This is a genomic window from Usitatibacter rugosus (assembly GCF_013003965.1).
Lineage (GTDB): Bacteria > Pseudomonadota > Gammaproteobacteria > Burkholderiales > Usitatibacteraceae > Usitatibacter > Usitatibacter rugosus.
Window position 1 is genome coordinate 1571720 of sequence record NZ_CP053069.1, and the last position, 23313, is coordinate 1595032.

At 66.1% G+C, this 23313-nt stretch carries 16 protein-coding genes; 8 read left to right on the plus strand and 8 right to left on the minus strand.

What is annotated here, in order from left to right; genetic code table 11:
• The first annotated feature begins 96 nt into the window (after window positions 1–96).
• Window positions 97–999 (plus strand): S66 peptidase family protein, encoded by a 903-nt coding sequence (locus tag DSM104443_RS07760; protein ID WP_246232906.1) that lies wholly within the window; start codon window positions 97–99, stop codon window positions 997–999.
• Here the strand turns inward: DSM104443_RS07760 and DSM104443_RS07765 are convergent, their stop codons facing one another.
• Complete coding sequence (locus tag DSM104443_RS07765; protein WP_212757029.1) at window positions 1000–2364, minus strand: serine hydrolase domain-containing protein; 1365 nt, start codon at window positions 2362–2364, stop codon at window positions 1000–1002. It abuts the gene before it with no gap.
• Complete coding sequence (locus tag DSM104443_RS07770; protein WP_171091004.1) at window positions 2361–3143, minus strand: N-acetylmuramoyl-L-alanine amidase; 783 nt, start codon at window positions 3141–3143, stop codon at window positions 2361–2363. The genes DSM104443_RS07765 and DSM104443_RS07770 overlap by 4 nt, the downstream gene beginning before the upstream one ends.
• Before the next feature lie 55 nt (window positions 3144–3198).
• Here DSM104443_RS07770 and DSM104443_RS07775 point away from each other — a divergent pair, with 55 nt between their 5' ends.
• Window positions 3199–4782, plus strand: a complete 1584-nt coding sequence (locus tag DSM104443_RS07775; protein ID WP_171091006.1) for an ABC transporter substrate-binding protein — start codon at window positions 3199–3201, stop codon at window positions 4780–4782.
• Window positions 4783–4860: 78 nt separating this feature from the next.
• Window positions 4861–6099, plus strand: a complete 1239-nt coding sequence (locus DSM104443_RS07780; protein ID WP_171091008.1) for a nucleoside recognition domain-containing protein — start codon at window positions 4861–4863, stop codon at window positions 6097–6099.
• Between the two features lie 131 nt (window positions 6100–6230).
• Here the strand turns inward: DSM104443_RS07780 and DSM104443_RS07785 are convergent, their stop codons facing one another.
• Window positions 6231–7187 carry a M14 family metallopeptidase gene (locus tag DSM104443_RS07785; protein ID WP_171091010.1) on the minus strand — a complete coding sequence of 319 codons (957 nt, stop codon included), beginning with the start codon at window positions 7185–7187 and terminating at the stop codon, window positions 6231–6233.
• Window positions 7188–7197: 10 nt separating this feature from the next.
• Window positions 7198–9066, minus strand: a complete 1869-nt coding sequence (locus DSM104443_RS07790; RefSeq protein ID WP_171091012.1) for an acetyl-CoA hydrolase/transferase C-terminal domain-containing protein — start codon at window positions 9064–9066, stop codon at window positions 7198–7200.
• Window positions 9067–9230: 164 nt separating this feature from the next.
• Here DSM104443_RS07790 and DSM104443_RS07795 point away from each other — a divergent pair, with 164 nt between their 5' ends.
• Together DSM104443_RS07795 and DSM104443_RS07800 are read left to right on the plus strand one after the other, a co-directional pair.
• Window positions 9231–12752 carry an indolepyruvate ferredoxin oxidoreductase family protein gene (locus DSM104443_RS07795; RefSeq protein WP_171091014.1) on the plus strand — a complete coding sequence of 1174 codons (3522 nt, stop codon included), beginning with the start codon at window positions 9231–9233 and terminating at the stop codon, window positions 12750–12752.
• Between the two features lie 205 nt (window positions 12753–12957).
• Window positions 12958–15522, plus strand: a complete 2565-nt coding sequence (locus DSM104443_RS07800; RefSeq protein WP_171091016.1) for a fibronectin type III domain-containing protein — start codon at window positions 12958–12960, stop codon at window positions 15520–15522.
• A gap of 88 nt (window positions 15523–15610) precedes the next feature.
• Here the strand turns inward: DSM104443_RS07800 and DSM104443_RS07805 are convergent, their stop codons facing one another.
• The 3 genes from DSM104443_RS07805 to DSM104443_RS07815 are packed head-to-tail and all read right to left on the minus strand — an operon-like array spanning window position 15611 to window position 19210.
• The gene (locus DSM104443_RS07805) at window positions 15611–16552 is read right to left on the minus strand and encodes a S66 peptidase family protein (RefSeq protein WP_171091018.1); all 942 of its coding nucleotides are present in this window, start codon (window positions 16550–16552) and stop codon (window positions 15611–15613) included.
• On the minus strand, window positions 16545–16937 hold the full coding sequence (locus DSM104443_RS07810; RefSeq protein ID WP_171091020.1) for a VOC family protein: 393 nt from the start codon (window positions 16935–16937) through the stop codon (window positions 16545–16547). The genes DSM104443_RS07805 and DSM104443_RS07810 overlap by 8 nt, the downstream gene beginning before the upstream one ends.
• Window positions 16934–19210 (minus strand): NADP-dependent malic enzyme, encoded by a 2277-nt coding sequence (locus tag DSM104443_RS07815; protein WP_171091022.1) that lies wholly within the window; start codon window positions 19208–19210, stop codon window positions 16934–16936. The genes DSM104443_RS07810 and DSM104443_RS07815 overlap by 4 nt, the downstream gene beginning before the upstream one ends.
• 55 nt (window positions 19211–19265) lie before the next feature.
• Here DSM104443_RS07815 and DSM104443_RS07820 point away from each other — a divergent pair, with 55 nt between their 5' ends.
• From DSM104443_RS07820 to DSM104443_RS07830, 3 genes are read left to right on the plus strand one after another with little or no spacing between them, the layout of a single operon-like run.
• Window positions 19266–19577 (plus strand): ArsR/SmtB family transcription factor, encoded by a 312-nt coding sequence (locus DSM104443_RS07820; protein WP_171091023.1) that lies wholly within the window; start codon window positions 19266–19268, stop codon window positions 19575–19577.
• Window positions 19564–20829, plus strand: coding sequence for an amidohydrolase family protein (locus DSM104443_RS07825; protein WP_171091025.1), 1266 nt, complete (start codon window positions 19564–19566; stop codon window positions 20827–20829). The genes DSM104443_RS07820 and DSM104443_RS07825 overlap by 14 nt, the downstream gene beginning before the upstream one ends.
• Entirely contained in the window at window positions 20816–22735 is a 1920-nt protein-coding gene (locus DSM104443_RS07830) for an MFS transporter (RefSeq protein WP_171091027.1), read from the plus strand. Before DSM104443_RS07825 ends, DSM104443_RS07830 begins: the two co-directional genes overlap by 14 nt.
• 182 nt (window positions 22736–22917) lie before the next feature.
• Here the strand turns inward: DSM104443_RS07830 and DSM104443_RS07835 are convergent, their stop codons facing one another.
• A complete protein-coding gene (locus DSM104443_RS07835) occupies window positions 22918–23295 on the minus strand; it encodes a helix-turn-helix domain-containing protein (RefSeq protein WP_171091028.1) in 378 nt (125 codons plus the stop codon).
• Between the last annotated feature and the right edge of the window lie 18 nt (window positions 23296–23313).

The window sequence follows — 23313 nt, forward strand, 5'->3', positions numbered from 1 at the left end:
ACGCTCGCGGCTTCGGCCGCGGGCGTTGTCCGTTCTGCGCCGCAATCCGGACTCATCAAGCCTCCGCGCCTCAAGCCCGGCAGCCTCGTCGGCTTGGTGGAACCCAGCGGCATCGTCGATGACGCCCTGATCGAGAAGGGCGTGCGCAACCTCGAGAGCTTCGGCCTGCGCGTGAAGCTCGCTCCCAATATTCGTGCCGTGCTCGGCGGCTACGCGGGCACGGTCAACCAGCGCCTGGCCGACCTGCACGGCATGTTCCTCGACCGCGAGGTGGAAGGCCTCTGGGTGCTCAGGGGCGGCTCGGGGGGCGGGCACCTTTTGCCGCATCTCGATTACGAGCTGATTCGCAGCCATCCCAAGGCCTTCGTCGGCTACTCGGACACGACGTCGCTGCACTTGGGCTTGCTTCGCGGCGCGGGGCTGGTGACGTTCCATGGCCCCGTGGCGTCGTCCACGTTCTCCGAGTACTCCGCGGGCAACCTGCGCGCCGTGTTGATGGAGCCGCGCGCGACGCGGGCCTTCGAGGGCGCGAAGGAGAACGCGGAGAAGGCGCTCCAGCAGAAGCAGTTCGCGCCGCTCACGTTTCGCACGGGCACCGCCGAGGGGCCGCTCGTGGGCGGCAACCTGGCCGTGCTCTCGTCGCTCATCGGCACGCCGTTCGCGCCGCGTACGAAAGGATGCGTGCTCTTCCTCGAGGAGATCAGCGAGGCGCCGTATCGCGTGGATCGCCTGCTCGAGCAGCTCCGCCAGTCGGGCGTGCTGACGGCGGCCTCCGGCGTAGCGCTCGGCGTGTTCCAGAAATGCGATCCGCCGGATTCGGACCCGTCGCTGACATTGGCCGAGGTACTGGAAGCGCAGTTCCGCGATTCGAAGGTGCCCGCGGCCTACGGATTTTCCTTCGGCCACATCGCGCACCAGATGACGCTGCCGCTGGGGATTCGCGCGCGGATGGATGCGGCCGAGCGCACGCTCACGCTGCTCGAGCCCGCCGTCGCCTGATCAGGCGGGCTTGCCGCCCAGCGCCCGCTGGTACAGCGCGGTGAGGATGCGCTCCTCGAAGCGGAAATACGACGAGTAGATGCCGGGATTGGTGCGCGGATCGAACCCCGTGCCGCCGCAGAGGAAGAGCAGGCCGTTCTTCGTTTCGCGATTGAAGGCGAAGGTGCCGATGAGCCCCCACGCATCGCCCAGGTGGCCCACCGCCGTGAAGCCGCCGCCGTCCACGAGCCTGTCCCCGCCTTGCACGTCCATGAAGTGCTGGCAGCCCAATCCCCACGCGTTGAAGCGGCGAGCGGCGCTCCCGTAGTCCGCGAGGCCGTTCTCCGGCCCGGCGTAGCGCCATTGCACGGAGACCATTTCGTCCACGCGCGCGGCCGACAGGAAGCGCTTTCCGTCCAGCTCGCCGCCGGCCATCAGCATGCGCATCACGCGGCCGAGATCCGCGGCGGTGGCGCGCAGGTTGCCCTGCGGCCCGAAGAGCGTGCCGTTGCTGCCGGGGACGTAGCCCGGACTCGCGCGCGGCACCGGATCGCTCGTGCTGTAGTCGTCTACCTGCGGGATCCACGGGCCGTCGAAATACCAGGGCGCGTTGTCGTCGGCGTTCGAGCGCTTGCGGTAGAGCGTCGCGATGCGGCCCTGGCGCTCCTTGGGAAGGTCCGCCGGGCTGAAGCCGCCCTGCATGCCGAGCGGCTCGAGGACGAGGCGCTGCATCAATCGGTCGAAGCGCTCGCCGGTGACCTTCTCGAGCACCGTGCCGATCACGCCCCAGCTCAGGTTGGTGTACTCGAAATAGGCACCGGGCGCGGCCTTGCTCGACCACATGGCGCCCTGCCCATGCTTGGTGCCGCCGGGCAGGAGCACATCGCGAAGATCCACGCGCTCGTCCCAGTAGTAGCCGCCGTCGTCGCGCAGCGAGGAGGTGTGGCACAGCATCATGCGCAGCGTGACGGGCGCGCCCGGGAAGTGAGGGTTGCGCAGCGCGTAGCCGAGATAGGAGCCCGCATCGGCATCGAGGTCGAGGCGGCCCTGCTCGACGAGGCGCAACACGCCGAGCGTGGTCACGAGCTTGGAGATCGAGGCGATGCGGTAGAGCGTCGTCGGCTGCGCGGGGCGGTCGCGCACGCGGCTGGTGGGATCGATGAAGCGGCGGCCGAAATGGCCCTCGTAGACGACGTTCCCGTCGCGCACGGCCAGTGTTGCAAGGCTCGCCAGCGGCTGCCCCGCGTCACGGACGATGGCGCCCAGCTCGGCGTCGAGCGCGTCGGCAAAGGGCTCGCGGCGCCGCGCGGCGTTGGCCGTTCCGGGAAGGGTCATGGCAAGGAGGCCGAGCGCGGAGAGGGTGGTGAGCGCACGCCGGCGGCTCATGGGCCGGTGAGCACGTCGAGCATCGCGGCGGTCTCGGCGTCGGGCATGCCGTCGTAGCGCGAGGGACGGTACTTCATCTGGAAGGCGGCGAGGACGCGGACCGTGGCCTCGTCGAGCGCGCCGTTTTGCGGGACGGAAAAGCCGTGCTTCTGGAGGCGGTCCTGGAACCACACGATGTCGGGCATCGCGACTTCGAACGCCGGCAGCCTGCGTGCGACGTCCGCCGCATCCGGCCACACGATGAGCCCTTCGTCCGCGAGGCGCTTCCACGGAAAGCGCGGGCCCGGGTCGACCTTGCGCTGCGGCGCGATGTCGCTGTGGCCCACGACGCGGTCGGGGCGGATCTGGTGGCGTTTGATGATGTCTCGCACCAGGGCCATCACGACTTCCATTTGCGCCTCGGGATACTCGGCCCACGTCTGCGCGCCCGGCGGCCCCTTGAGGCCCAGGTTCACGATCTCGATGCCGATGGAGGCGGCGTTGAGCTGCGTCTGGCCGAGCCACGAGCTCGCGCCCGCGTGCCAGGCGCGGCGGTTCTCGTCCACGAGCTGGTAGACCGTGGGCGGGTTGTCGCGCACGAGGTAATGGCTGCTCACCTTGCCGTCGCCTCGCGTGAGTGTTTCGAGCGACGACTCGAAGCCCTCCGAGGTGAAGTGGATCACCAGGTACTGGGCCCGGCTGTCCTGGTTGGCGGAGGTGTAGGTGGTATCGAGGCGCGGCGGGCCGGCGGCGCAGCCCGCGAGGACCAGGGCCGCGACCGCGAAGAGCGATCGTTTCATGGCTATACAATACGACACGAACGCCGTTCGATCATTGATCCGGGAGATGAAAAGCATGCTGGTTCGGTTCCTTGTTTTCTGCGTCGCCCTGGGCGTCGCGAACGTGTCCCTTGCCGCGAAGGTGTTCAAGTGGTCTTCGTCGGGCGACATCACGACGCAGGACCCCCACGGGCAGGACGAGACCTTCACCAAGTCCATCAACGCCATGATCTACGAGCGCCTGATCATGCCGGGCAAGGACATGTCGCCCACGCCGTGGCTGGCGACGTCGTGGAAAGTGGTCTCGCCGACGCAACGCGTGCTCTACCTCCGCAAGGACGTGAAGTTCCACGACGGCACGCCGATGACGGCCGACGACGTCGTGTTCTCCTTCCAACGCGCGGCGAAGTCGAAGCAGTTCCGCACGTATTCCATCCCCGCCGGCACCGCGCGCAAGATCGACGACTACACGGTCGAGTTCACCACCGAGAAGCCGAATCCGATCGGGCTCGTCTCCATCGGCGAGATCCCGATCATGAGCAAGGCCTGGTGCGAGAAGAACAAGGCGGTCGATCCGCAGGACTTCTCCAGCAAGGACATCACCTACGCATCGCGCAACGCCATGGGCACGGGGCCGTTCAAGCTCGTCGCCTACGAGCCCGGCATCAAGACGGTTCTCGAGAAGAACGCGGCGTGGTGGGGCTTGAAAGACGGCCGCGGCGCCGAGACCAACCTCGAGGTGATCGAATACCGCCCGATCGCGGCGGCCGCCACGCGCCTTGCCGCGCTCAAGTCCGGCGAGCTCGATTTCGTGCTTGATCCTCCCGTGCAAGACGTGCCGCGCCTGAAGGAAGATCCGGCATTCAAGGTGTGGGAAGGCGACGAGACGCGCGTCATCACCATCACGCTCGACCAAGCGAGGGACGAGCTGCTTTTCTCGGACGTGAAGGGCAAGAACCCGTTCAAGGACAAGCGCGTGCGCCAAGCCCTCTACCAGGGCATCGACATCATGGCGATCCGCACGCAGGTGATGCGCGGTCTGTCGACGCCGACCGCGATCGGCACGCCGAACCCGAAAGGCGAGGGCATCCCGGTCTCGTACGACAAGCGTTTGCCCTATGACGTCGCCGGTGCCAAGAAACTGCTGGCCGACGCGGGCTATCCCAACGGCTTCGGCTTCACGCTGCACTGCCCCAACGACCGCTACGTGAACGACGAGCGCATCTGCACGGCGCTGGCGGGCATGTGGGCGCGCATCGGCCTCAACGTGAAGGTGGAAGCGATGCCCAAGGCCCAATACTTCCAGCGCACGCCGAAGAAGGAATTCAGCGCGTGCATGCAGGGCTGGGGCGACAACAACCGCGACGCCATGTTCACGCTGAAGCCGCTGTACCACACGCTGAACGACAAGGGCGCGGGCGACACCAACTACGGCAACTTCAGCAACGCCGAGCTGGACGCGCTGATCGACGCCGCGGACGTGGAGATGGATCCCGCCAAGCGCCAGGAGCAGCTGAACAAGGCGATCGAGGTCCTGCAGCGAGAGGTGCTCGTGATCCCGCTGCATCGCCAGGTCATTCCCTGGGTGTCGCGCTCCAACGTGACGCTTGTCCACCGTTCGGACAACAAATTTGCGCCGCTCTGGGTGAAGGTCGATTGAGCGCCTTCGCTTGAGCAACCGTCATTCCCGCGTAGGCGGGAATCCAGCCTGGGTCCCCGCCTGCGCGGGGACGACAAAATGGCTTTGAGTTACCTCTGGGCCGGCTTCTTCATCGTCGGCTTCCTCGCCGCGCTCGGGCAATGGCTGTTCCTGGGCGACACGGAGGTGTTCAAGCGCATCGTGGACGGCACGTTCGAGTCCGCGCGCGTGGGCGTGATGGAGATCGCGTTGCCCTTGGCCGGAGTGATGACGCTGTGGCTGGGCATTCTCGCGGTCGGTGAGAAGGCGGGCGCGATCGAGGCGGTGTCGCGGATCATCGGCCCGTTCTTCTCGCGAATCTTTCCGGGCGTGCCGAAGGATCATCCGGCCAACGGCCTCATCGTGATGAACTTCTCGGCCAACTTCCTCGGGCTGGACAACGCCGCCACGCCGATCGGGCTCAAGGCCATGGCGAGCCTTCACACGTTGAACCCCAGGAAGGACGAGGCCTCGGACGCGCAGCTCATGTACCTCGTGCTGCTGACGGCGGGGCTGACGCTGATTCCGGTCACGGTGATGGCGCAGCGCGCGATCCTCGGCGCGAAGGATCCGACGGACATCTTCATTCCCACCCTGATCGCGACCTACGCCGGGACGCTCGTCGCTTTCCTCGCGGTGGCGCTCAAGCAGCGCATCCGGCTGCTCGATCCGGTCGTGCTGTCGTGGCTCATCGGCCTTACCTCGTTCGTCGGCGGCATCGTCTGGTTCTTCAGCACGCAGCTCACGCGCGAGCAGGTGCAGCTGGTCTCGAAGATCGCGGGCAACCTCGTGATCCTGGTCGTGATCGTGGGCTTCCTGCTGGGCGCGATGCGGCGGAAGGTAAACGTCTACGACGTCTTCATCGAGGGCGCGAAGGAGGGGATCCAGACCTCGATCATGATCATCCCGTTCCTGGTCGGGATGCTCGTGGCGATCGGCGTGCTGCGCAATTCCGGCGTGCTGGACTTCGTGGTCGGCCTGATCGCGTGGTGCATCTCGGCGATGGGCTTCAACACGGACTTCATCCCTGCGCTGCCCACGGCGCTGATGAAATCGGTCTCCGGCAGCGGGGCGCGCGCGATGATGATCGAGGCGATGAAGGTCTACGGGCCGGATTCTTTCGTCGGGCGCCTGGTGTGCATCCTGCAGGGCTCATCGGACACCACGTTCTACATCATCGCGCTGTACTTCGGGTCGGTGGGGATCACGAAGACCCGATATGCGGTGACGTATGGCCTCCTGGCGGACTTTGCGGCTGTCGCCGCTGCCATTGGCGTGGCCTATTTGTTCTTTCACTAAGGCGAAAGGCGTCCTCCGCAGATAAACACAGATAAACGCAGATAAAACCTTCGAGCTTTAGCCCGGCAAGGTTTTGACTTCATCGGCGTTTATCTGTGTTTATCTGCGGAGGGCGCCTTTTGCCTTGATTCTTAAATCGAGTCGGTGGTTTCCGCGAGGTAGAACCACTCGTGGCCGGGCTGGGCGCTGACGTCGGGGAAGACGATGCGGCCGCGCTTCGTGGCCTTGATCACCGTGCCGTCGTGGCGCGTGGCGATCACGTCGCCGGGCTCGAGCGGATCGAAGCTCGCCCACGCGCGGCTGAACTTGTCGTCGGCGTGATCCTTGTCCACCACTTCGTGCAGGCGGAGCGACTCGTATTTCTCGACAGGCGGCGGTGCAGGTTCCCCCGTGTGGCCGAGGAAGGCGAGCGTATTGCGGATGGCGCGATAGGCCACCTCGGGCGACGTGGGATCGTCGTGCTGCCCGCACTCGAGCGTCATCGAGTAGCCACCCTGCGAGCGCATGTACTCCGTGGTGCCCACGCCGTAGATCGCATCGGCAGCCAGCGGATTGGCAGCCACGTTCGCACGCCGGCGGGCGACGCCGCGCGCATAGGTATCGAGCCAGCCTTCCACGAAGCGCCGCACGCCGAGGCGTCGTGCGAGATCGCGCTCGGCCTTCGAGTGCTTGAAGGGCTCGATGATGCCGTCGTTGTCGTTCGGGCCGACCAGGCAGAACGCCTCGGTCTGGCCGCGGGTGGAGTGCAGGTCCAGCAGCGCCTCGTGGCTCGCCATGAGTGGGCAGAGCCAGTTGGCGACGTGGTCCTCGAAGTCTTTCGGCGTCTTCGTGGGCGACAGGTTGCGGTTCAGGTTCCGGTCGCCCATGCGGTCGCGCTTCGCGTAGGCGAGCGGATTGCAGACGGGCACGAACGTCACGTGGCCGCGCACGATGGGCAGCGCGCCGGACTGGATCTCCGAGACGACGCGGCGAATGCCCTGTGTGCCGCAAGTCTCATTGCCGTGGACGGCGCCGGTGACGATGAGGCGCACGCCGGGCTCGAGGCCGGTGTACGCGATGGATTCGAAGGGAAGCGGTTTCGTTGTCATGACCTGAATTCTACGGTGCGGCAGGCGCGGTCCGGCGCAATGCCAGGAGAAGCAGCTTTCGCTGGAAGTGCTCGCCGAAGCTTTCCGGATGAACGAGCGCCATTCGTTCCAGTGCCGGGGCGTCGCCGGCCGTCGCGGTTGCCGACAGCGCCTGCATCGCGAGCGCCACCTTGCGATGCGCGTTGGCCTTGAGCCAGGCGAGCGCAGGAAGCAGCCGCTGCTCGACCTCGTCGAAGTCGGTACCGAGCGGGAAGGACGGGAGCGCACCACGTGCCACCAGCGGGGCCAGCTTCGCCGCAAGCTGCTCCGGTGTATTCGACCGTGTGGCGAAAGGTACCTTCCAGTCGGCCGGAAGCTTGCCCGCGGCCTTCGCAGCATTCGCGAGCCCATCCTGGAAGCGAGCGTCGGCAATCCCGATCAGGGCCGCAGCAACTTCTCCATCGGTACGCCCGCGCAAATCCGCGATGCCGTACTCGGTGACGGCGATGTCGCGCAGGTGCCGCGGGATCGTCGTGTGCCCGTAGTTGAAGACGATGTTCGACTCGACGCGCCCAGCAGCCTCGCGAGTGGAACGGAGCAGCAGCACCGAGCGAGCGCGCTCGAGTGCGTGCGCCATTGCGACGAAGTTGTACTGGCCACCCACGCCGCTCACCACGCGTCCGTCGGCGAGGGCATCGGAAACCGCCGCGCCGAAGAGCGTCATCATCATGCACACGTTGATGAAGCGCGCGTCGTGGCGCTGGCGCCGGGCCGTCGCCTCCTCGCCGAAGAGGTCGTTCACGCGCGTGACCGACGTCATGAGGATCTTCTCGCGCTCGGCTTCAGGGAGCTCGCGCAGCACGCGGTAGAACTCCCGCGGCCCCATGAAGAACCCGGCCTGCAGCGCGGGGCCCGAATCCCCTTCGGCGCGGCGGCGGATCACGCCCGCCTGCATGAGGCACATCATTCCCCACGTGAACATCTCGCTGGACGCAAACAGGCCCTCGGCGAACGGCCCGAACCCGCCTTCCGCCGCCACGAGGGCCTCATAGCGGTCTATGCCCAGCGCCAAGGCCATCTCGCGATACGTATCGGGTTGCACGTGGCGCTCGCGCAGCCAGTGCGCCACGCCGTCGCCGATGGAGCCGATGCCGAGTTGGAGCGTGCCGCCGTCCTTCACCAGCGACGAGGCGTAGAGGCCGATGGCATGGTCCGCCGTGTCGAGGGAAGGATTGGGCACGCCGAAGAGCGCGTGCTCGTGCTCGGGCGAATCCACGATCACGTCGAAGAACGACTCGGGCACCTCGGCGTCGCCCAGCATGAAGGGAAGCTTGCGGTTCACCACGCCCACCACGATGCAGGGCCGGCCCGAGGCGCGCATTCCCTGCGCGACATCCGCGGTGAGATCGGGATTGCACGAAAGGCTGAAGCGGCCGTCGCGCTCGGCGATCATCGCCGCGACCACGTTGGCGCCGCGGGCCACCATGTCGCGCCCCGCGTGGGTGTAGTTGCTCGAGAGGTAGTTCTGCTGGGCGGCCGGAAACGCGAGCATCGAGCCGGGCCGGAAATAGAACTCGTAGAGGCCGACGTTGGGCGGCATCCGGCCGGCGGCGAGATCACGGATGTAGTCGAGCCGCGGCACGCCTTCGAAGACGCGGCGCACGAAAGGATCGAGGAAACGCCCCTCGAGCCCGCCCTTCGATCTCGGGATGTCGAGCGAGAGGGCGGTGAGGATGTCGAGCCGCAGAATGCCGTTGGCCTTCACGCGTCCGTAGAGGGCGTTCAGGAGCGTCACGGGCTTGCCGAGGCCCAGGGGCGTCCCGCAGGCGACCTGCCCGCCGGTCACGGCGAGGATCGCGTCAACGGCGGCTTCGAGGCTTGCGGTACGGGTCGTTGGCATCGCGGCACGTTACCGGAAAATCGACTCTGACCCCGGTTTTGGGGTGCAACGAGGCTGGCTTCGCGGGGTCCAACCCCAGTATAATTTGATGCTTTTTCCGGCGCGGGACACAATCCTTCAGCCGCGAAGCGTACGACCCCAAAGCACAACTTTTGAGGACCGATATGCCGCAAGCCCTGACCGTCACGCTCGAGGACAAGTACACCCAGCCCTCGGGACGCATTTACCTCACCGGAACCCAGGCCCTCGTCCGCCTCGCGATGATCCAGCGCGAGCGCGATGTGCTGGCCGGCCTCAACACCGGTGGCTTCATCTCGGGCTATCGCGGCTCCCCCCTCGGCGGCTTCGACCAGGCGCTCTGGAAGGCGAAGAAGCACCTCAAGGACCACCACATCCACTTCACGCCCGGCGTGAACGAGGAGCTCGCGGCCACGGCCGTGTGGGGCTCGCAGCAGGTCGGCCTCTTCCCCGGTCCCAAATACGACGGCGTCTTCGCGATCTGGTACGGCAAGGGTCCCGGCGTGGACCGTAGCGGGGACGTGTTCAAGCACGCCAACGCGGCCGGCTCCTCCAAGCACGGCGGCGTGCTGCTCCTCGCGGGCGACGACCACGCGTGCAAGTCCTCGACACTCCCGCACCAGAGCGAGCACGCGTTCGACGCAGCGATGATTCCGGTGCTCTATCCGACGGGCGTGCAGGAGATCATCGAGATGGGCCTGCACGGCATCGCGATGTCGCGCTACTCGGGCTGCTACGTGGCGTTCAAGGTGATCTCGGAGACCGTGGATTCCTCGGCGTCCATCACGCTCGATCCCGAGAACCCGAGGATCATCCTGCCCGAGCTCACGGATCTCCCCGCCGGCGGCCTCAACATCCGCTGGCCCGACGCTCCGATGGACCAGGAGCTTCGCCTCCAGCACGACAAGATCTACGCGGCTCTCGCCTATGCGCGCGCGAACAAGCTGAACCGCATCACCATCGATTCGCCGAACCCACGCCTGGGCATCATCGCGTCGGGCAAGAGCTACCTGGATGTCCTGCAGGCCCTCGAGGACCTGGGCATCGACGAGAAGCACGCCGCCGAGATCGGCATCCGCCTCTACAAGGTCGGCATGCCCTGGCCGCTCGAATCCAACGGCGTGCGCGAGTTCGCCGAAGGCCTGGATGAAGTGCTGGTGGTGGAAGAAAAGCGCCAGGTCATCGAGTACCAGATGAAGGAACAGCTCTACAACTGGCGCGACGATGTCCGTCCGCGCGTCGTCGGCAAGTACGACGAGCACGGCGAGTGGGAAGTGCATCGTTCCGAATGGCTGCTGCCGGCCGCGGGTGAGCTGACCCCGGCGATGATCGCGCGCGTGATCGCGCAGCGCATCGGCAAGTTCTATACGTCGAAGATCGTCGAGGCGCGCCTCAAGTTCATCGAGTCGAAGGAAGCGGAGCTCGCGCGCCCGAGGAACAAGATCGCGCGCATCCCGTACTTCTGCTCGGGCTGCCCGCACAACACGTCGACGAAGGTCCCCGAGGGCAGCAAGGCGCTCGCGGGCATCGGCTGCCACTACATGGCGATCTGGATCCGCCCCGAGCAGACCATGACCTTCACCCAGATGGGCGGCGAAGGGGTGCCGTGGGTCGGCATCCAGCCGTTCACCGAGACCAAGCACGTGTTCGCGAACCTGGGCGATGGCACGTACTACCACTCGGGCCTGCTCGCGATCCGCCAGTCGGTCGCGGCCAACTCGAACATCACCTACAAGATCCTCTACAACGACGCGGTCGCGATGACCGGCGGCCAGACGCACGACGGCCCGCTCACCGTGCCGATGATCACCGAGCAGGTTCATGCCGAGGGAGTGAAGAAGGTCATCGTCGTTTCCGACGAGCCCGAGAAGTACCCGGCCAATGCGGAGTTCTCGCCCGGCGTCACCATCCACCACCGCGACGATCTCGACGCCGTGCAGCGCGAGATGCGCGAGGTGAAGGGCACCACCGTCATCGTGTACGACCAGACGTGTGCGGCCGAGAAGCGCCGTCGTCGTAAACGCGGCACGTTCCCGGATCCGCAGAAGCGCGTGATGATCAACGAGCTCGTCTGCGAAGGCTGCGGCGATTGCTCCAAGAAATCCAACTGCCTCTCGGTCGTGCCGGTGGAAACCGAGTTCGGCCGCAAGCGCGCCATCGACCAGTCGTCCTGCAACAAGGACTACTCGTGCGTGAAGGGCTTCTGCCCGAGCTTCGTGACCATCGAAGGCGGGACGCTGCGCAAGAAGAAGGGCGTGGCGCAATCCGTGGAGCAGATGCTGCCGGAGCCCACGCAGCCGTCGCTCGAGAGCCCGTACGGCATCCTCGTCACCGGCGTCGGCGGCACGGGCGTCGTGACTATCGGAGCGCTGCTCGGCATGGCCGCGCACATCGAAGGCAAGGGCGCCGCGGTGCTCGACATGGCCGGCCTCGCACAGAAGGGCGGATCGGTCTACACGCACATCCGCCTCGCCGCGAAGCCGGAAGACATCCACGCCGTGCGCATCGCCGCGGGCGAAGCGAACCTCGTGATCGGCGCGGACATGATCGTGTCGGCCTCGGACGAAGCCATCGCCAAGATGCAGCGCGGCCACACGCGCGCCGTGATCAACGGCGACGTGGCGCCCACGGGAGGGTTCACCACGAACCCGGACCTGCAGGTGCCAGCGCGCGAGATGGCGGAATCCATTCGTGAAGCAACGGGTGAGGGCGCGGCCGATTTCGTCGATGCCAGCACCATCGCCACGGCACTGCTCGGTGACTCCATCGCCACCAACCTGTTCATGGTGGGCTACGCGTTCCAGAAGGGCCTCATTCCGCTCACCAGCACGGCGATTCGCCAGGCCGTGGAGCTGAACGGCGCCGCGGTCGAATCCAACCTGAAGGCCTTCGATTGGGGACGCCGCGCCGCGCACGACCTCGCATCGGTGAAGCTGATCGCCACGCCGCCGGAAGCGACGCCGGAATCGCAGCGCCTGTCGGAGTCCCTGGACGAGATGATCCAGCGCCGCCGCACGTTCCTCGTGGGCTACCAGAACGAGGCGTACGCCAAGCGCTACGTGGATTTCGTCGAGCGCATCCGCACGCTGGAGAACGAGAAGGTCCCGGGCTCCACGGCGCTGGGCGAGGCCGTGGCGCGCTATCTCTTCAAGCTGATGGCGTACAAGGACGAATACGAAGTGGCGCGCCTCTACACCGACACGGATTTCCTGAAGCGCGTGTCGGAGACGTTCGAAGGCGACTTCAAGGTGAACGTGCACCTGGCCCCGCCGATGCTCTCGAAGATCGACCCCGCCACAGGCGAGCCTGCCAAGCGCACGTTCGGGCCGTGGATGATGAGCGCCTTCCGCGTGCTGGCGAAGCTGAAGGGCCTGCGTGGCACGGCGCTCGATATCTTCGGCTACACGCACGAGCGCAAAACGGAGCGGCAGCTCATCGCCGACTACGAAAGCGTGATGTCGGAAGTGATCGAGAAGCTCGACGCCACGAACCTCGGAATGGGCGTCCACCTGGCCACGATTCCCGAGCACATCCGCGGCTACGGGCCGGTGAAGGAGCGCCACCTGAAGGATGCCAAGGCGCGCGAAGCGGAATACCTGGCCCAGTTCCGCAACCCGGGCGCGCTCAAGGAGCGTCCGGTGACGATCCCCATCAAGGTCGCGGCCTAAGCGCCCAATTGCGTCAACTCCGTCGCCCTCGGGCGACGGAGGTCCTTGATTCCCCTTTCATTTGCAGCTTGGGCGGGCCTTGTGACGGCCCGTAGAGCCGCAATTTCCACCCTCAGGAATGTGCGGGAACCCACATTAAATCCGGGGGTTCCGGGGCATAGTTCTTGCAAATCCTTCCCCGTCTTCGACCCTGCAGGTGCAATCAATGACCAAGCTCTTGGCCAAGCCCGTTTCCTTCATCGCTACCGCGGTGGTTTTCTCCGCGATCGCGCTCTTCAGCTCGGGCAATGCTCGGGCCGCGGGAGAGCCCGTCGTGTCGCCGCTCAACGATGGCGGCAGTGTCTATCACTATCACCCCGATTCGAACGAGAAGTACCAGCTCTTCAGTCCGCCGACCGGCATCAAGCATCCTGGCGGCGTAATGCACTGGCGCTACAACGACGCGAACCGTCCCGTCTCGGTTACGAAGAACGACGCCATTACCAAGACCCAGGCGGCCATGGCGAAATGGACGGCCGTGTGCAAGATCTCGTTCGTCTACGACGGCGAGACCGCCGTTGGTTTCAACACGAGCGATGGCAACAACGTCGTCGGCTGGGACACGACGATCGTCGCGCCCACGACCGGCATCACCTACGTTGCCTGGAACCCCGGCACGGGTCTGATGACCGACTCCGAGATCCGCCTGAACGCCAACTACACGCCGGGCTTCGACTCCACGCTCGTGCACGAAGTCGGCCACGCGCTCGGCTTGCAACACTCCGATGTGAACGGCGCGGTCATGTCCGGCCCGCCGCTCACGTCGTACAACGGCATGTCCTCGCTGGGTGCGGACGACGTTGCCGGATGCGTATTCCTCTACGGCGCGCCAGGTGGCCCCGCTCCCGGGCCCGACACGACGGCGCCCACGGTGCCGACGGGACTCGCCGCGACGGCCACGGGCCAGACCACGATGAGCCTGACCTGGAACGCCTCGTCGGACGCCGTCGGTGTCGCCAACTACAAGATCTTCCGCGCCAGCAATGGCTCGCAACTGGGCACCGTCACGAGCCCGGGTGCGAACGTCACCAACCTCACGCCGGGGACGACGTACGGCTTCACCGTCTCCGCGTGCGATGCGGCGGGCAATTGCTCTGCGCAAACGGCTGTGGCCTCCGCAACGACGCAGGGTGCGGTTGCCGACACGCAGGCGCCCTCGGTACCCACGGGCCTCAATGCGGCGGGGGCGGGCACGACCCAGATCAGCCTCTCCTGGGGCGCGTCCTCCGACAACGTCGGGGTGACGAGCTACAAGGTGTTCCGGGGCGGCACGCAGATCGGGACGCCCGCGTCGACCTCGATGACGGCGACAGGCCTGCAGCCGGGCACGGGCTACAGCTTCACGGTGTCGGCGTGCGACGCGGCGGGCAACTGCTCGGCGCAATCGACACAAGCCTCCGCATCGACATTCACGGCGTCTTCCGACACGCAGGCGCCCACCATCCCCACGGGCCTCTTCGCGATGGCGGTGAGCTCGTCGTCGATCAACCTGTCGTGGTCCGCTTCGTCGGATAACGTAGGCGTCACGAGCTATCGCGTCTTGCGCAACGGCTCGCTGATCGGAAGCTCTTCGGCAACGAACACCACGGCCTCGGGCCTCCTGCCGTCGTCGCTGTACAGCTTCACGGTCCAGGCGTGCGATGCGGCGGGTAACTGCTCGGGGCAATCGACCGCGTCGTCCGCGACGACCCTCGCGGCAACCGGGGGCACGGGCGACACGGAGCCGCCCACGGTGCCCACCAACCTCGTCGCGACGGCCGTGAATTCCAGCACGGTGGTCCTCACGTGGCTGGGGTCCGTCGACAACGGTCCGGGCAACGTCACGTACCGCCTCTATCGCGACGGCGCGTTCGTCTCGCAGGGCATCACGGCCAACGCATCGGTGACGGGCCTCGCGGGTTCGACCACGTACACCTTCAACGTCCAGGCGTGCGACGTGTCCGGCAATTGCTCGCCGATGTCGCCGTCGGCCACGGCGCGGACCACGGGTACGACGACCGGCGGCCCCGGTGCCAACTACCAGGACCTCTGGTGGTCGCCGGGCCAGAACGGCTGGGGCCTCACGATCACGCAGCACGGCGAGGCGCTGTTCATCGCGATGTTCGTCTACGATGCCACCGGCAAGCCGCTCTGGGTCGTGTTGACTTCGGGCACCTGGGATAGCGCGCACACCACGTACACGGGTGCCCTCTACATCCCGGCCGGCTCGTGGTTCGGTGCGTACGACAAGGCCCGCTTCGTGGTCGGCGCTCCGGCCGGTACCGCGGCGTTCCGCTTCAACAGCTTGAACAGCGCGACGATCACGTACACGTTGAACGGCGTCTCCGGCACCAAAGCCATCGAGCGCCTGCCGTTCGGTGTCGTGGACGCCACGCCGGTCACCGACTACTCGGACGCCTGGTGGGCCGGCACGCAGGAGGACGGCTGGGGGCTGGTGCTGAGCCAGCAGTACCGCAACATCTTCGCGGCCTGGTACACGTACGACAACGCTGGCCAGAACACCTGGTTCATCATGTCGGATGGCGTGTGGACGAGCCCGACAACGTACACGGGCAAGCTCTACCGGACCCGCGGCTCGCAGGTGTTCGGTGCCAACTACAACCAGGCGGCGTTCGGACTCACGGAGGTCGGGAACCTCGTCCTCACGTTCAGTGGGACGGGTGCCGGAACGATGACGTACACGGTCGACGGCCTGACGCAGACGAAGGCGATTTCGCGGCTGGGGTTCTAGGTCACGTAAGAATTAGTTGGGGTCAATAAAGGGGTCAGACCACTTTATTCTCGCGAATAAAGTGGTCTGACCCCTTTATTGACCCCGATTAATTTGAGTAGCCGGTGAAGCGGAGGGAGTAGCTGCCTTCGTTGACGAGCAGCGTGGTGGGCGCACCGAAGGGGATGGTGAGCTTGCGGGCGACGTGGCCGAAGGGAAGGCCCGTCAGCACGGGGATGGGGAGGAGGCGCCGCAGTGTCTCCACCACCTCGTCCATCGCGTAGGGATAGCGCGCGGTGTTCTTGGGCTCGCAGTCGGCGAAGTCCGCGAGGATGACGGCGCGCTGGCGCTGCAGCACGCCGGCATGGTGGAGCTGCAGGAACATGCGCTCTACGGCATACGGCTCCTCGCCGATCTCTTCCACGAAGAGGATGCCGTCGTCGATCACCGGGAAGTACGGCGTGCCCACCAGGTGCGCGATGAGCGAAAGGTTGCCGCCCCAGATGCGGCCCTCGATCCTGCGCGGGTCGTAGCCGTGATCGCTCGCCATGTCTTCGACGAGGTGCGTGTCGCGCGACAAGGTGAGCCAGAAGTGCTGCTCCATGAACGAGTCGGGCGCGCCGTCGCCGAAGTCGATGCCGATCATCGGCCCGTGGTACGTGAGGAGATTCGCGTTGGCGTAGGCGGCCATGTTGAAGGCCGTGAAGTCGCTGAAGCCTATGAAGGCCTTGGCGCTTTCCGCCACACGGTTCCAGTCGATGCGGTTCAGCACGCGCGAGATGCCGTAGCCGCCGCGGGCGCAGATCATGAGGTCGATGCCGGGATCGTCCAGCAGGCGATGGAACCCCTCGACGCGCTCTTCATCCGTGCCCGCGAAGTAGCGCCATTCCAGGCCGGTCTCGGGGGCGACGATGACTCGGTGGCCCAAGTCGCGCATGTGAGCCACGCCGCGCGCGAGCTGCGCGGGATCGACCCGCCCGGAGAGAGCAAAGACGCCGATCGTCGCGGGCTCGGGCAGACGCCGCGGCAGCCGCAGGACCCTCTCAGCCACCCCGCGGGTGCTCTTCGAACGCGATGAGGTTGCCATCGGGGTCGCGCACCACGAACCACTTGGTGCCCCAGTGCGTGGGCTCGGGCGCCACGACGACGTGGTCGCCCTTGGGCATGAGCTTGTAGCGGAGATCCACGCTGTGGATGTCGAGGTGCAGGTTGGGATGCGGCTTGCCGTCGCCCTCGACGCGGTGCTTCTCGGCGATCACGACCTTGATGCCGCCGCCGGAGAGCACGGCACCGCGGCCCGTCTTCTCGTCGCCCCACGTCGTGAGCACGCCCCAGCTCAGCACGTCGCGATAGAACGCAAGGGACTTCTCGTAGTCCGTCGCCGCGATGAAGAGGTGGTCGAAGCGGTCGACGCTCGGACGGGACCGGTCGCTCATTTGCGTTCCAGCGCGTCCACGACCGCGAGGGCCGTCATGTTGACGATGCGACGCACGGTGGCCGTGGGCGTGAGGATGTGGACCGCCTTCGACGCACCGAGGAGGATCGGGCCGATGGTGATGCCGTCGCCCGCGACCGTCTTCAGCAGGTTGAAGGAGATGTTGGCCGCATCCAGCGTCGGCATGATGAGGAGGTTCGCGTCGCCCTTCAGCTTGGAGCTGCCGATCGAGCCGTGGCGGATCTCCGCGTTCAATGCCGCGTCGCCATGCATCTCGCCATCCACCTCGATGTCGGGGAAGCGCTTCCACATGAGCTGGAGCGCTTCGCGCATCTTCTTGGCGGTGGGATAGTCGCTCGTCCCGAAGCTGGAGTGCGAGACCAGCGCGACCTTGGGCACGAGGCCGAAGCGGCGGATCTCCTCGCACGCGAGGCCCATCATTTCGGTGAGTTGCTCGGGCGACGGATCGTGGTTTACGTACGTGTCGCAGATGAACACGGTGCGCTGCGGAAGCATCAGCAGGTTCATCGCGTAGTAGCTGCCGACGCCGGGGCGCTTGCCGATCACCTGGTCCACGTAGTGCAGGTGCAGCTCGTGCGTGCCGAACGTGCCGCAGAGCATGCCGTCGGCGTGGCCCTTGTCGATCATCATCGCGCCGATCAGCGTGTGGCGGCGGCGCATCTCGATCTTGGCGTACGCGATCGACACACCGCGGCGCTCCGTCAGGCGGTGGTAGCCCTGCCAGTAGTCGCGGTAACGATCGTCGTGCTCGGGGTTCACGATGTCGAAGTCGCGGCCGGCCTGGAGTCGCAAGCCGAAGCGCTCGATGCGGCGCTCGAGGATGGCGGGGCGGCCCACGAGGATCGGGCGGGCGATCGCTTCGTCCACGATGACCTGCACGGCACGCAGCACGCGCTCGTCCTCGCCTTCGGCGTAGACGATGCGCTTGGTGGGCGCGGCCTTCGCGGCGGAGAACACCGGCTTCATGATGAGGCCGGAGTGGTAGACGAATTCGTTCAGCTTCTGGACGTACGCCGTGAAATCCTTGATCGGCGTGGTCGCGACACCGCTTTCCATCGCGGCCTTGGCGACGGCCGGCGCGATCTTCACGATGAGGCGCGGATCGAACGGCTTCGGAATGAGGTAGTCCGGGCCGAAGCGCATCTGCTCGATGCCGTACGCCGCGGCGACGATGTCCGACTGCTCGGCCATCGCGAGGTCGGCGATGGCGCGCACGGCCGCGAGCTTCATCGGCTCGTTGATCGTCGTAGCGCCGACATCCAGTGCGCCGCGGAAGATGAACGGGAAGCAGAGGACGTTGTTGACCTGGTTCGGGTAGTCGGACCTTCCCGTCGCCATGACCGCGTCATCGCGGACGGCCTTCACCTGCTCGGGGAGGATCTCCGGCTCCGGATTGGCGAGGGCGAGGATGAGCGGCTTGGCCGCCATCTTCTGCACCATCTCAGGCTTGAGAACTCCGCCGGCGGAAAGGCCGATGAAGACGTCCGCGCCGTCGATGACGTCGCCCAGCTTCCGGTGCTTCGTGTCCTGCGCGTAGCGGACCTTGTTGTCGTCCATCAACTCCTTGCGGCCGTGGTAGACGACGCCTTCGATGTCCGCGACCCAGATGTTCTTGGGACTCAGGCCCAGGGCCACCAGCATGTCCAGGCAGGCGAGGGCCGCGGCACCCGCACCGGAGCACACGAGCTTCACCTTGCCGATATCCTTGCCGACGACGCGAAGGCCGTTCACGACCGCGGCGCCGACGATGATCGCCGTGCCGTGCTGGTCGTCGTGGAAGACGGGGATCTTCATGCGCTCGCGCAGCTTCTTCTCGACGTAGAAGCACTCGGGCGCCTTGATGTCCTCGAGGTTGATGCCGCCGAACGTGGGCTCGAGCGCGGCGACGACGTCGACCAGCTTGTCCGGGTCGAGCTCGTTCACCTCGATGTCGAACACATCGATGCCGGCGAATTTCTTGAAGAGCACGCCCTTGCCCTCCATCACGGGCTTGGCGGCGAGGGGACCGATGTTGCCGAGGCCCAGTACGGCGGTGCCGTTGGTGATGACGGCGACCAGGTTGCCGCGCGCGGTGTAGCTGCGGGCGAGGGTCGGGTCGGCGGCGATGGCCTCGCAGACGGCGGCCACGCCGGGCGTGTACGCGAGCGCGAGGTCTCTTTGCGTTGCCAGCGGCTTGGTCGGCGCGACCTCGATTTTTCCCGCCACCGGGCTGCGGTGGTACTCCAGGGCTGCCTTGCGAATGTCTTCGTGCATGAGCATTAATTTATCACGGTTGACAGTTCATAACTAAATAACTAAGAATGTGGTTATGAACCGCAACTACCTCAAGGCCATCCCGCGTGAATGGCGCACGATTTCCCGGGCCTTCACGGCGCTGGGCGACGAGCACCGCCAGCGCATCCTGCTCACGTTCGAGCCGGGCGAGCGCTTGAACGTCGGGCAGATCGTCGAGGTATCCACGCTTTCGCGCTCCGCCGTCTCGCATCACTTGAAGCTGCTTCGTGAAGCGGGCGTGCTGGAGAGCGAGAAGGTCGGCAAGGAGGTCCACTTTTGGGTCAACAAGGCGTTCCTCGAAGAGTCGATCACCGCCGTGCTGGGGTATATCCGTGAACGCGCCTGATCCGAAGCGGCGCCGCTTGTTGCAGGCGGGGTTGGCCGCGGCGCTCGCGCCGCTCGCCGGCTGCAAGGTTCCTTTCACGGCGGAGCAGGGTCTCTTCAACTCCTGTCTCCCTGCCAACCCGGCGCTCCTCGACGATCCGATCGTGAAGGCCGCGTGGGAGGGCGTCCGCACCGATCGCGTATGGGATAGCCACGCGCATCTCTTCGGCAACGGACGAACGAAGACGGGAATCTGGGTGAGCCCCGAGTTCGACGAGCCCAAGATGCCCGGTGCGCGGTTGCGACGCATGATGTTCGCGAACGGCGGCTGCGCGGGTACCGACGAGGCGCGCATGGACCTCGTGATGATCGAGCGCCTGAAGAGCCTCATGGCGCAGATGCCGCCGGGCGTGAAGGTGATGCTGCTGGCGTTCGACTTCACGTACGACGAGTCCGGCAAGCAGCGCCGCGACCTCACGACCTTCTCGATTTCCAACATCTATGCGGAGCGCGTGGCGAAGTCGGACCCGTCGCGCTTCGAATGGATCGCTTCCGTGCATCCCTATCGAGACGACGCAGCCGAAGCGCTGGCCCAGGCGAAGGCGAATGGAGCCCGCGCCGTGAAGTGGCTGCCGCCTTCCATGGGCATCGACCTCTCGCACGCGAAGACCCGGGCCTTCTACGACGAGCTCCGCAAGAACAGGATGCCGCTTCTCGTGCACCTCGGCGAAGAGCAGGCCGTGCCTGGCGCCGAGCGCCACGAATACGCGAACCCGCTGCACATCCGGCACGCCCTGGACCGTGGCGTCCGCGTGATTGCCGCGCATTGTGCATCCCTCGGCACCAGCCCCGACCTCGACGTCGACCGGAATGCGCGCAAGGCGCCCGAGGTGACGAACTTCTCGCTCTTCCAGCGCCTGATGGCCGACAAGCGCTACGAGGGGTTCCTGTTCGGTGACATCTCCGCCGTGACGCAGGCCAATCGCGCCGACGTGCTGCCGACGATTCTCGCCACCCGGGAGTGGCACAGCCGCCTGCTGAACGGCACCGACTATCCGCTGCCGGGGATCATGCCGCTCTTCTCCGTGTCGGGCTTCGTGAAGGCGGGGCTGCTGGACGAATCGAAGGTGGCCACCATCCGGTCGCTGCGAGACGTGAATGCGCTCCTCTTCGACTTCGTGCTGAAGCGAAACCTCCGCTACGATGGCGCGGCATTCCCCGCAAGCGTCTTCGAGACGCGACCCTTCTTCGAGGCGGACCATGGCCGGGCATAGCCAGTTCCAGCTCCTGCGCGAGCGCCGCTTCGCGCCGCTCTTCTGGACGCAGTTCCTCGGCGCGGCGAACGACAACCTGTTCAAGTTCGCCTTCACGCTGCTGGCCACGTACCACGCGGCGGAGTGGGGCGGCGTTGATCCGGGCACGGCGGGCTTCGTGATCGGCGCCATCTTCATCGCGCCGTATCTCTTCTTCTCGGCCACGGCGGGCCAGCTCGCGGACCGTTACGAGCACGGGGCCCTCATCCGCTTCGTGAAGAACCTCGAGATCGGGATCATGGTGGTCGCGGCCTACGGCTTCATGGGGCGGCATGCGATGGCGCTCTACGCGTGCGTCTTCCTGATGGGCCTGCACTCCACGCTCTTCGGTCCCGTGAAGTACGCGTACCTGCCGCAGCACCTGCTCGAGGAGGAGCTCACCGGCGGCAACGGCTTGGTCGAGATGGGCACCTTCGTGGCGATCCTGCTCGGGACGATCTCCGGCGGCGTGCTGCTCTCCACCGGCAGCGAGGGCGCGAAGTACGTGGCGTTCGGCTGCCTCGCGATCGCGGCGCTCGGCCGAGTCTCCGCGGGCTTCATCCCGATCTCGCCGGCGCCGGATCCGACCCTCAAGATCAACTGGAACCCGTTCACCGAGACGTGGGACAACCTGCGCGTGGCCGCCCGCCACCGCACGGTCTTCCTGTCGCTGATGGGGATCTCGTGGCTGTGGTTCGTGGGGTCCATTTTCCTGACGTCGTTCACGCCGTTCTCGCGCACGGTGCTGGGCGGCGACGAGAACGTGGTGACCTTGCTGCTCGCCGTCTTCTCCGTGGGTATCGGTATCGGTTCGCTGCTGTGCGAGCGCCTGTCGGGCCACAAGGTGGAGATCGGCCTCGTGCCGTTCGGATCGATCGGCATGACGGTGTTCGCGGTGGACCTGTGGCTCGCGTCGCGTGGCTATACCCCGGGCGCCTCGGCGACGGTGACGGTGGCAGTGGAGCGCGTGCCTATGGGTATTTACCTGTTCCTCGCGCAGCAGGGCTCGTGGCGGATCATGGTCGACCTGTTCCTGGTCGCGATGTTCAGCGGTTTCTATTCCGTGCCGCTGTACGCGCTGATCCAGAGCCATGCGGAGCCGTCGCACCGCGCGCGAATCATCGCGGCGAACAACATCCTCAATGCGCTCTTCATGATCGTGGCGTCGCTGATGGCCGGCGCGCTGCTCTCCAAGGGCCTCACGATCCCGCAGCTCTTCGGCGTGGTCGGCCTGATGAACGCGGCGGTGGCGGCGTACATCTACTTCCTGGTGCCGGAATTCCTGATGCGGTTCCTGTGCTGGATCCTCGTGCATACGGTCTACCGGTTGCGCACCACCGGTCTCGAGAACATTCCGGCCAAGGGGCCGGCCGTGATCATCTGCAACCATGTGAGCTTCGTCGACCCGCTGGTGCTGATGGCGGCGAGCCCGCGGCCGATCACCTTCGTGATGGACCACCGGATCTTCAAGACGCCGGTGCTCTCGTTCGTCTTCCGCACCAGCAAGGCGATTCCGATCGCGCCGGCCAAGGAGAACCAGGCGTTGCTGGATGAGGCGTACGAGCGCATCGCCAAGGCGCTCGCCGAAGGTGAGCTGGTCGCCATCTTCCCCGAGGGGCGCATCACCGACACGGGCGATCTCTATCCCTTCCGCGGCGGGATCACGCGCATCCTCGAACGCTCGCGGGTGCCGGTGGTGCCGATGGCGCTGCAGGGCTTGTGGGGGAGCTTCTTCAGCCGCAAGGACGGTCCTGCCATGTCGAAGCCGCAGCGCGCGTGGCCGTTCAAGAAGATCGGGCTCGTCGTGGCGCCGATCATCCAGCCTGAGGCCGTGACGCCCGAGGGGCTGCAGGAGAAGGTGTTGGCCATGCGTGGCGATTGGCGCTGACGGAGCGCGCGCGTGGTACCTAAAACCTGCGAAGTGCATTCGACTGATCCCCTGGATCGACAAAGTGATCCAGTGGCGCAGCGGTGTGGTCCAGTGGCGCAGCGGTGTGGTCCATGGGGTCAGCTCCGCGCCTACCGGATCGGGATCCCTGATCCACGGGATCACTTTATCGATCCAGTGGATCAATCGAGTGCACTTGGCCACTTTGGGGGCATGTGGGAGCGTTCCCGGCGATCGCGAATCGACTTGGCCGCAAGGCCGCGCTCACGACGTGCGCCGGTTCCAGGCGGCGCACGGTACGAACGCAGCGGCTCAATGGGTGGCAGGCAGCCCGGCCAGTTGAGACGAGCTTTCTTCACGGCTTTCATGACGGCGTGCGGATGCTCGCGGATCACGAACAGCAGGGCGAGCGCGGTCCCCGTGGGACGCCGGTTGCCCCGCTCCCAGTGCCGGAGCGTGGCCACCGGGAAGCCGAAGTACGCGGCGAACTGGCGTTGCGTGAGATTGAGTTTCTGCCGGACCTCGAGGAGGTCCTGCCAATATGTGCGGACGTTGTTCATGCAACGCACAACGCGGAT

Bases quoted from the DNA above. Each gene is read 5' to 3' on its own strand.
- DSM104443_RS07795 (WP_171091014.1), top strand. From the start codon at position 9,231: ATGCCGCAAGCCCTGACCGTCACGCTCGAGGACAAGTACACCCAGCCC.
- DSM104443_RS07810 (WP_171091020.1), bottom strand. From the start codon at position 16,937: ATGAGCGACCGGTCCCGTCCGAGCGTCGACCGCTTCGACCACCTCTTC.
- DSM104443_RS07780 (WP_171091008.1), top strand. From the start codon at position 4,861: ATGGCTTTGAGTTACCTCTGGGCCGGCTTCTTCATCGTCGGCTTCCTC.
- DSM104443_RS07765 (WP_212757029.1), bottom strand. From the start codon at position 2,364: ATGAGCCGCCGGCGTGCGCTCACCACCCTCTCCGCGCTCGGCCTCCTT.
- DSM104443_RS07815 (WP_171091022.1), bottom strand. From the start codon at position 19,210: ATGCACGAAGACATTCGCAAGGCAGCCCTGGAGTACCACCGCAGCCCG.
- DSM104443_RS07820 (WP_171091023.1), top strand. From the start codon at position 19,266: ATGAACCGCAACTACCTCAAGGCCATCCCGCGTGAATGGCGCACGATT.
- DSM104443_RS07785 (WP_171091010.1), bottom strand. From the start codon at position 7,187: ATGACAACGAAACCGCTTCCCTTCGAATCCATCGCGTACACCGGCCTC.
- DSM104443_RS07830 (WP_171091027.1), top strand. From the start codon at position 20,816: ATGGCCGGGCATAGCCAGTTCCAGCTCCTGCGCGAGCGCCGCTTCGCG.
- DSM104443_RS07790 (WP_171091012.1), bottom strand. From the start codon at position 9,066: ATGCCAACGACCCGTACCGCAAGCCTCGAAGCCGCCGTTGACGCGATC.
- DSM104443_RS07775 (WP_171091006.1), top strand. From the start codon at position 3,199: ATGCTGGTTCGGTTCCTTGTTTTCTGCGTCGCCCTGGGCGTCGCGAAC.
- DSM104443_RS07770 (WP_171091004.1), bottom strand. From the start codon at position 3,143: ATGAAACGATCGCTCTTCGCGGTCGCGGCCCTGGTCCTCGCGGGCTGC.
- DSM104443_RS07835 (WP_171091028.1), bottom strand. From the start codon at position 23,295: ATGAACAACGTCCGCACATATTGGCAGGACCTCCTCGAGGTCCGGCAG.
- DSM104443_RS07800 (WP_171091016.1), top strand. From the start codon at position 12,958: ATGACCAAGCTCTTGGCCAAGCCCGTTTCCTTCATCGCTACCGCGGTG.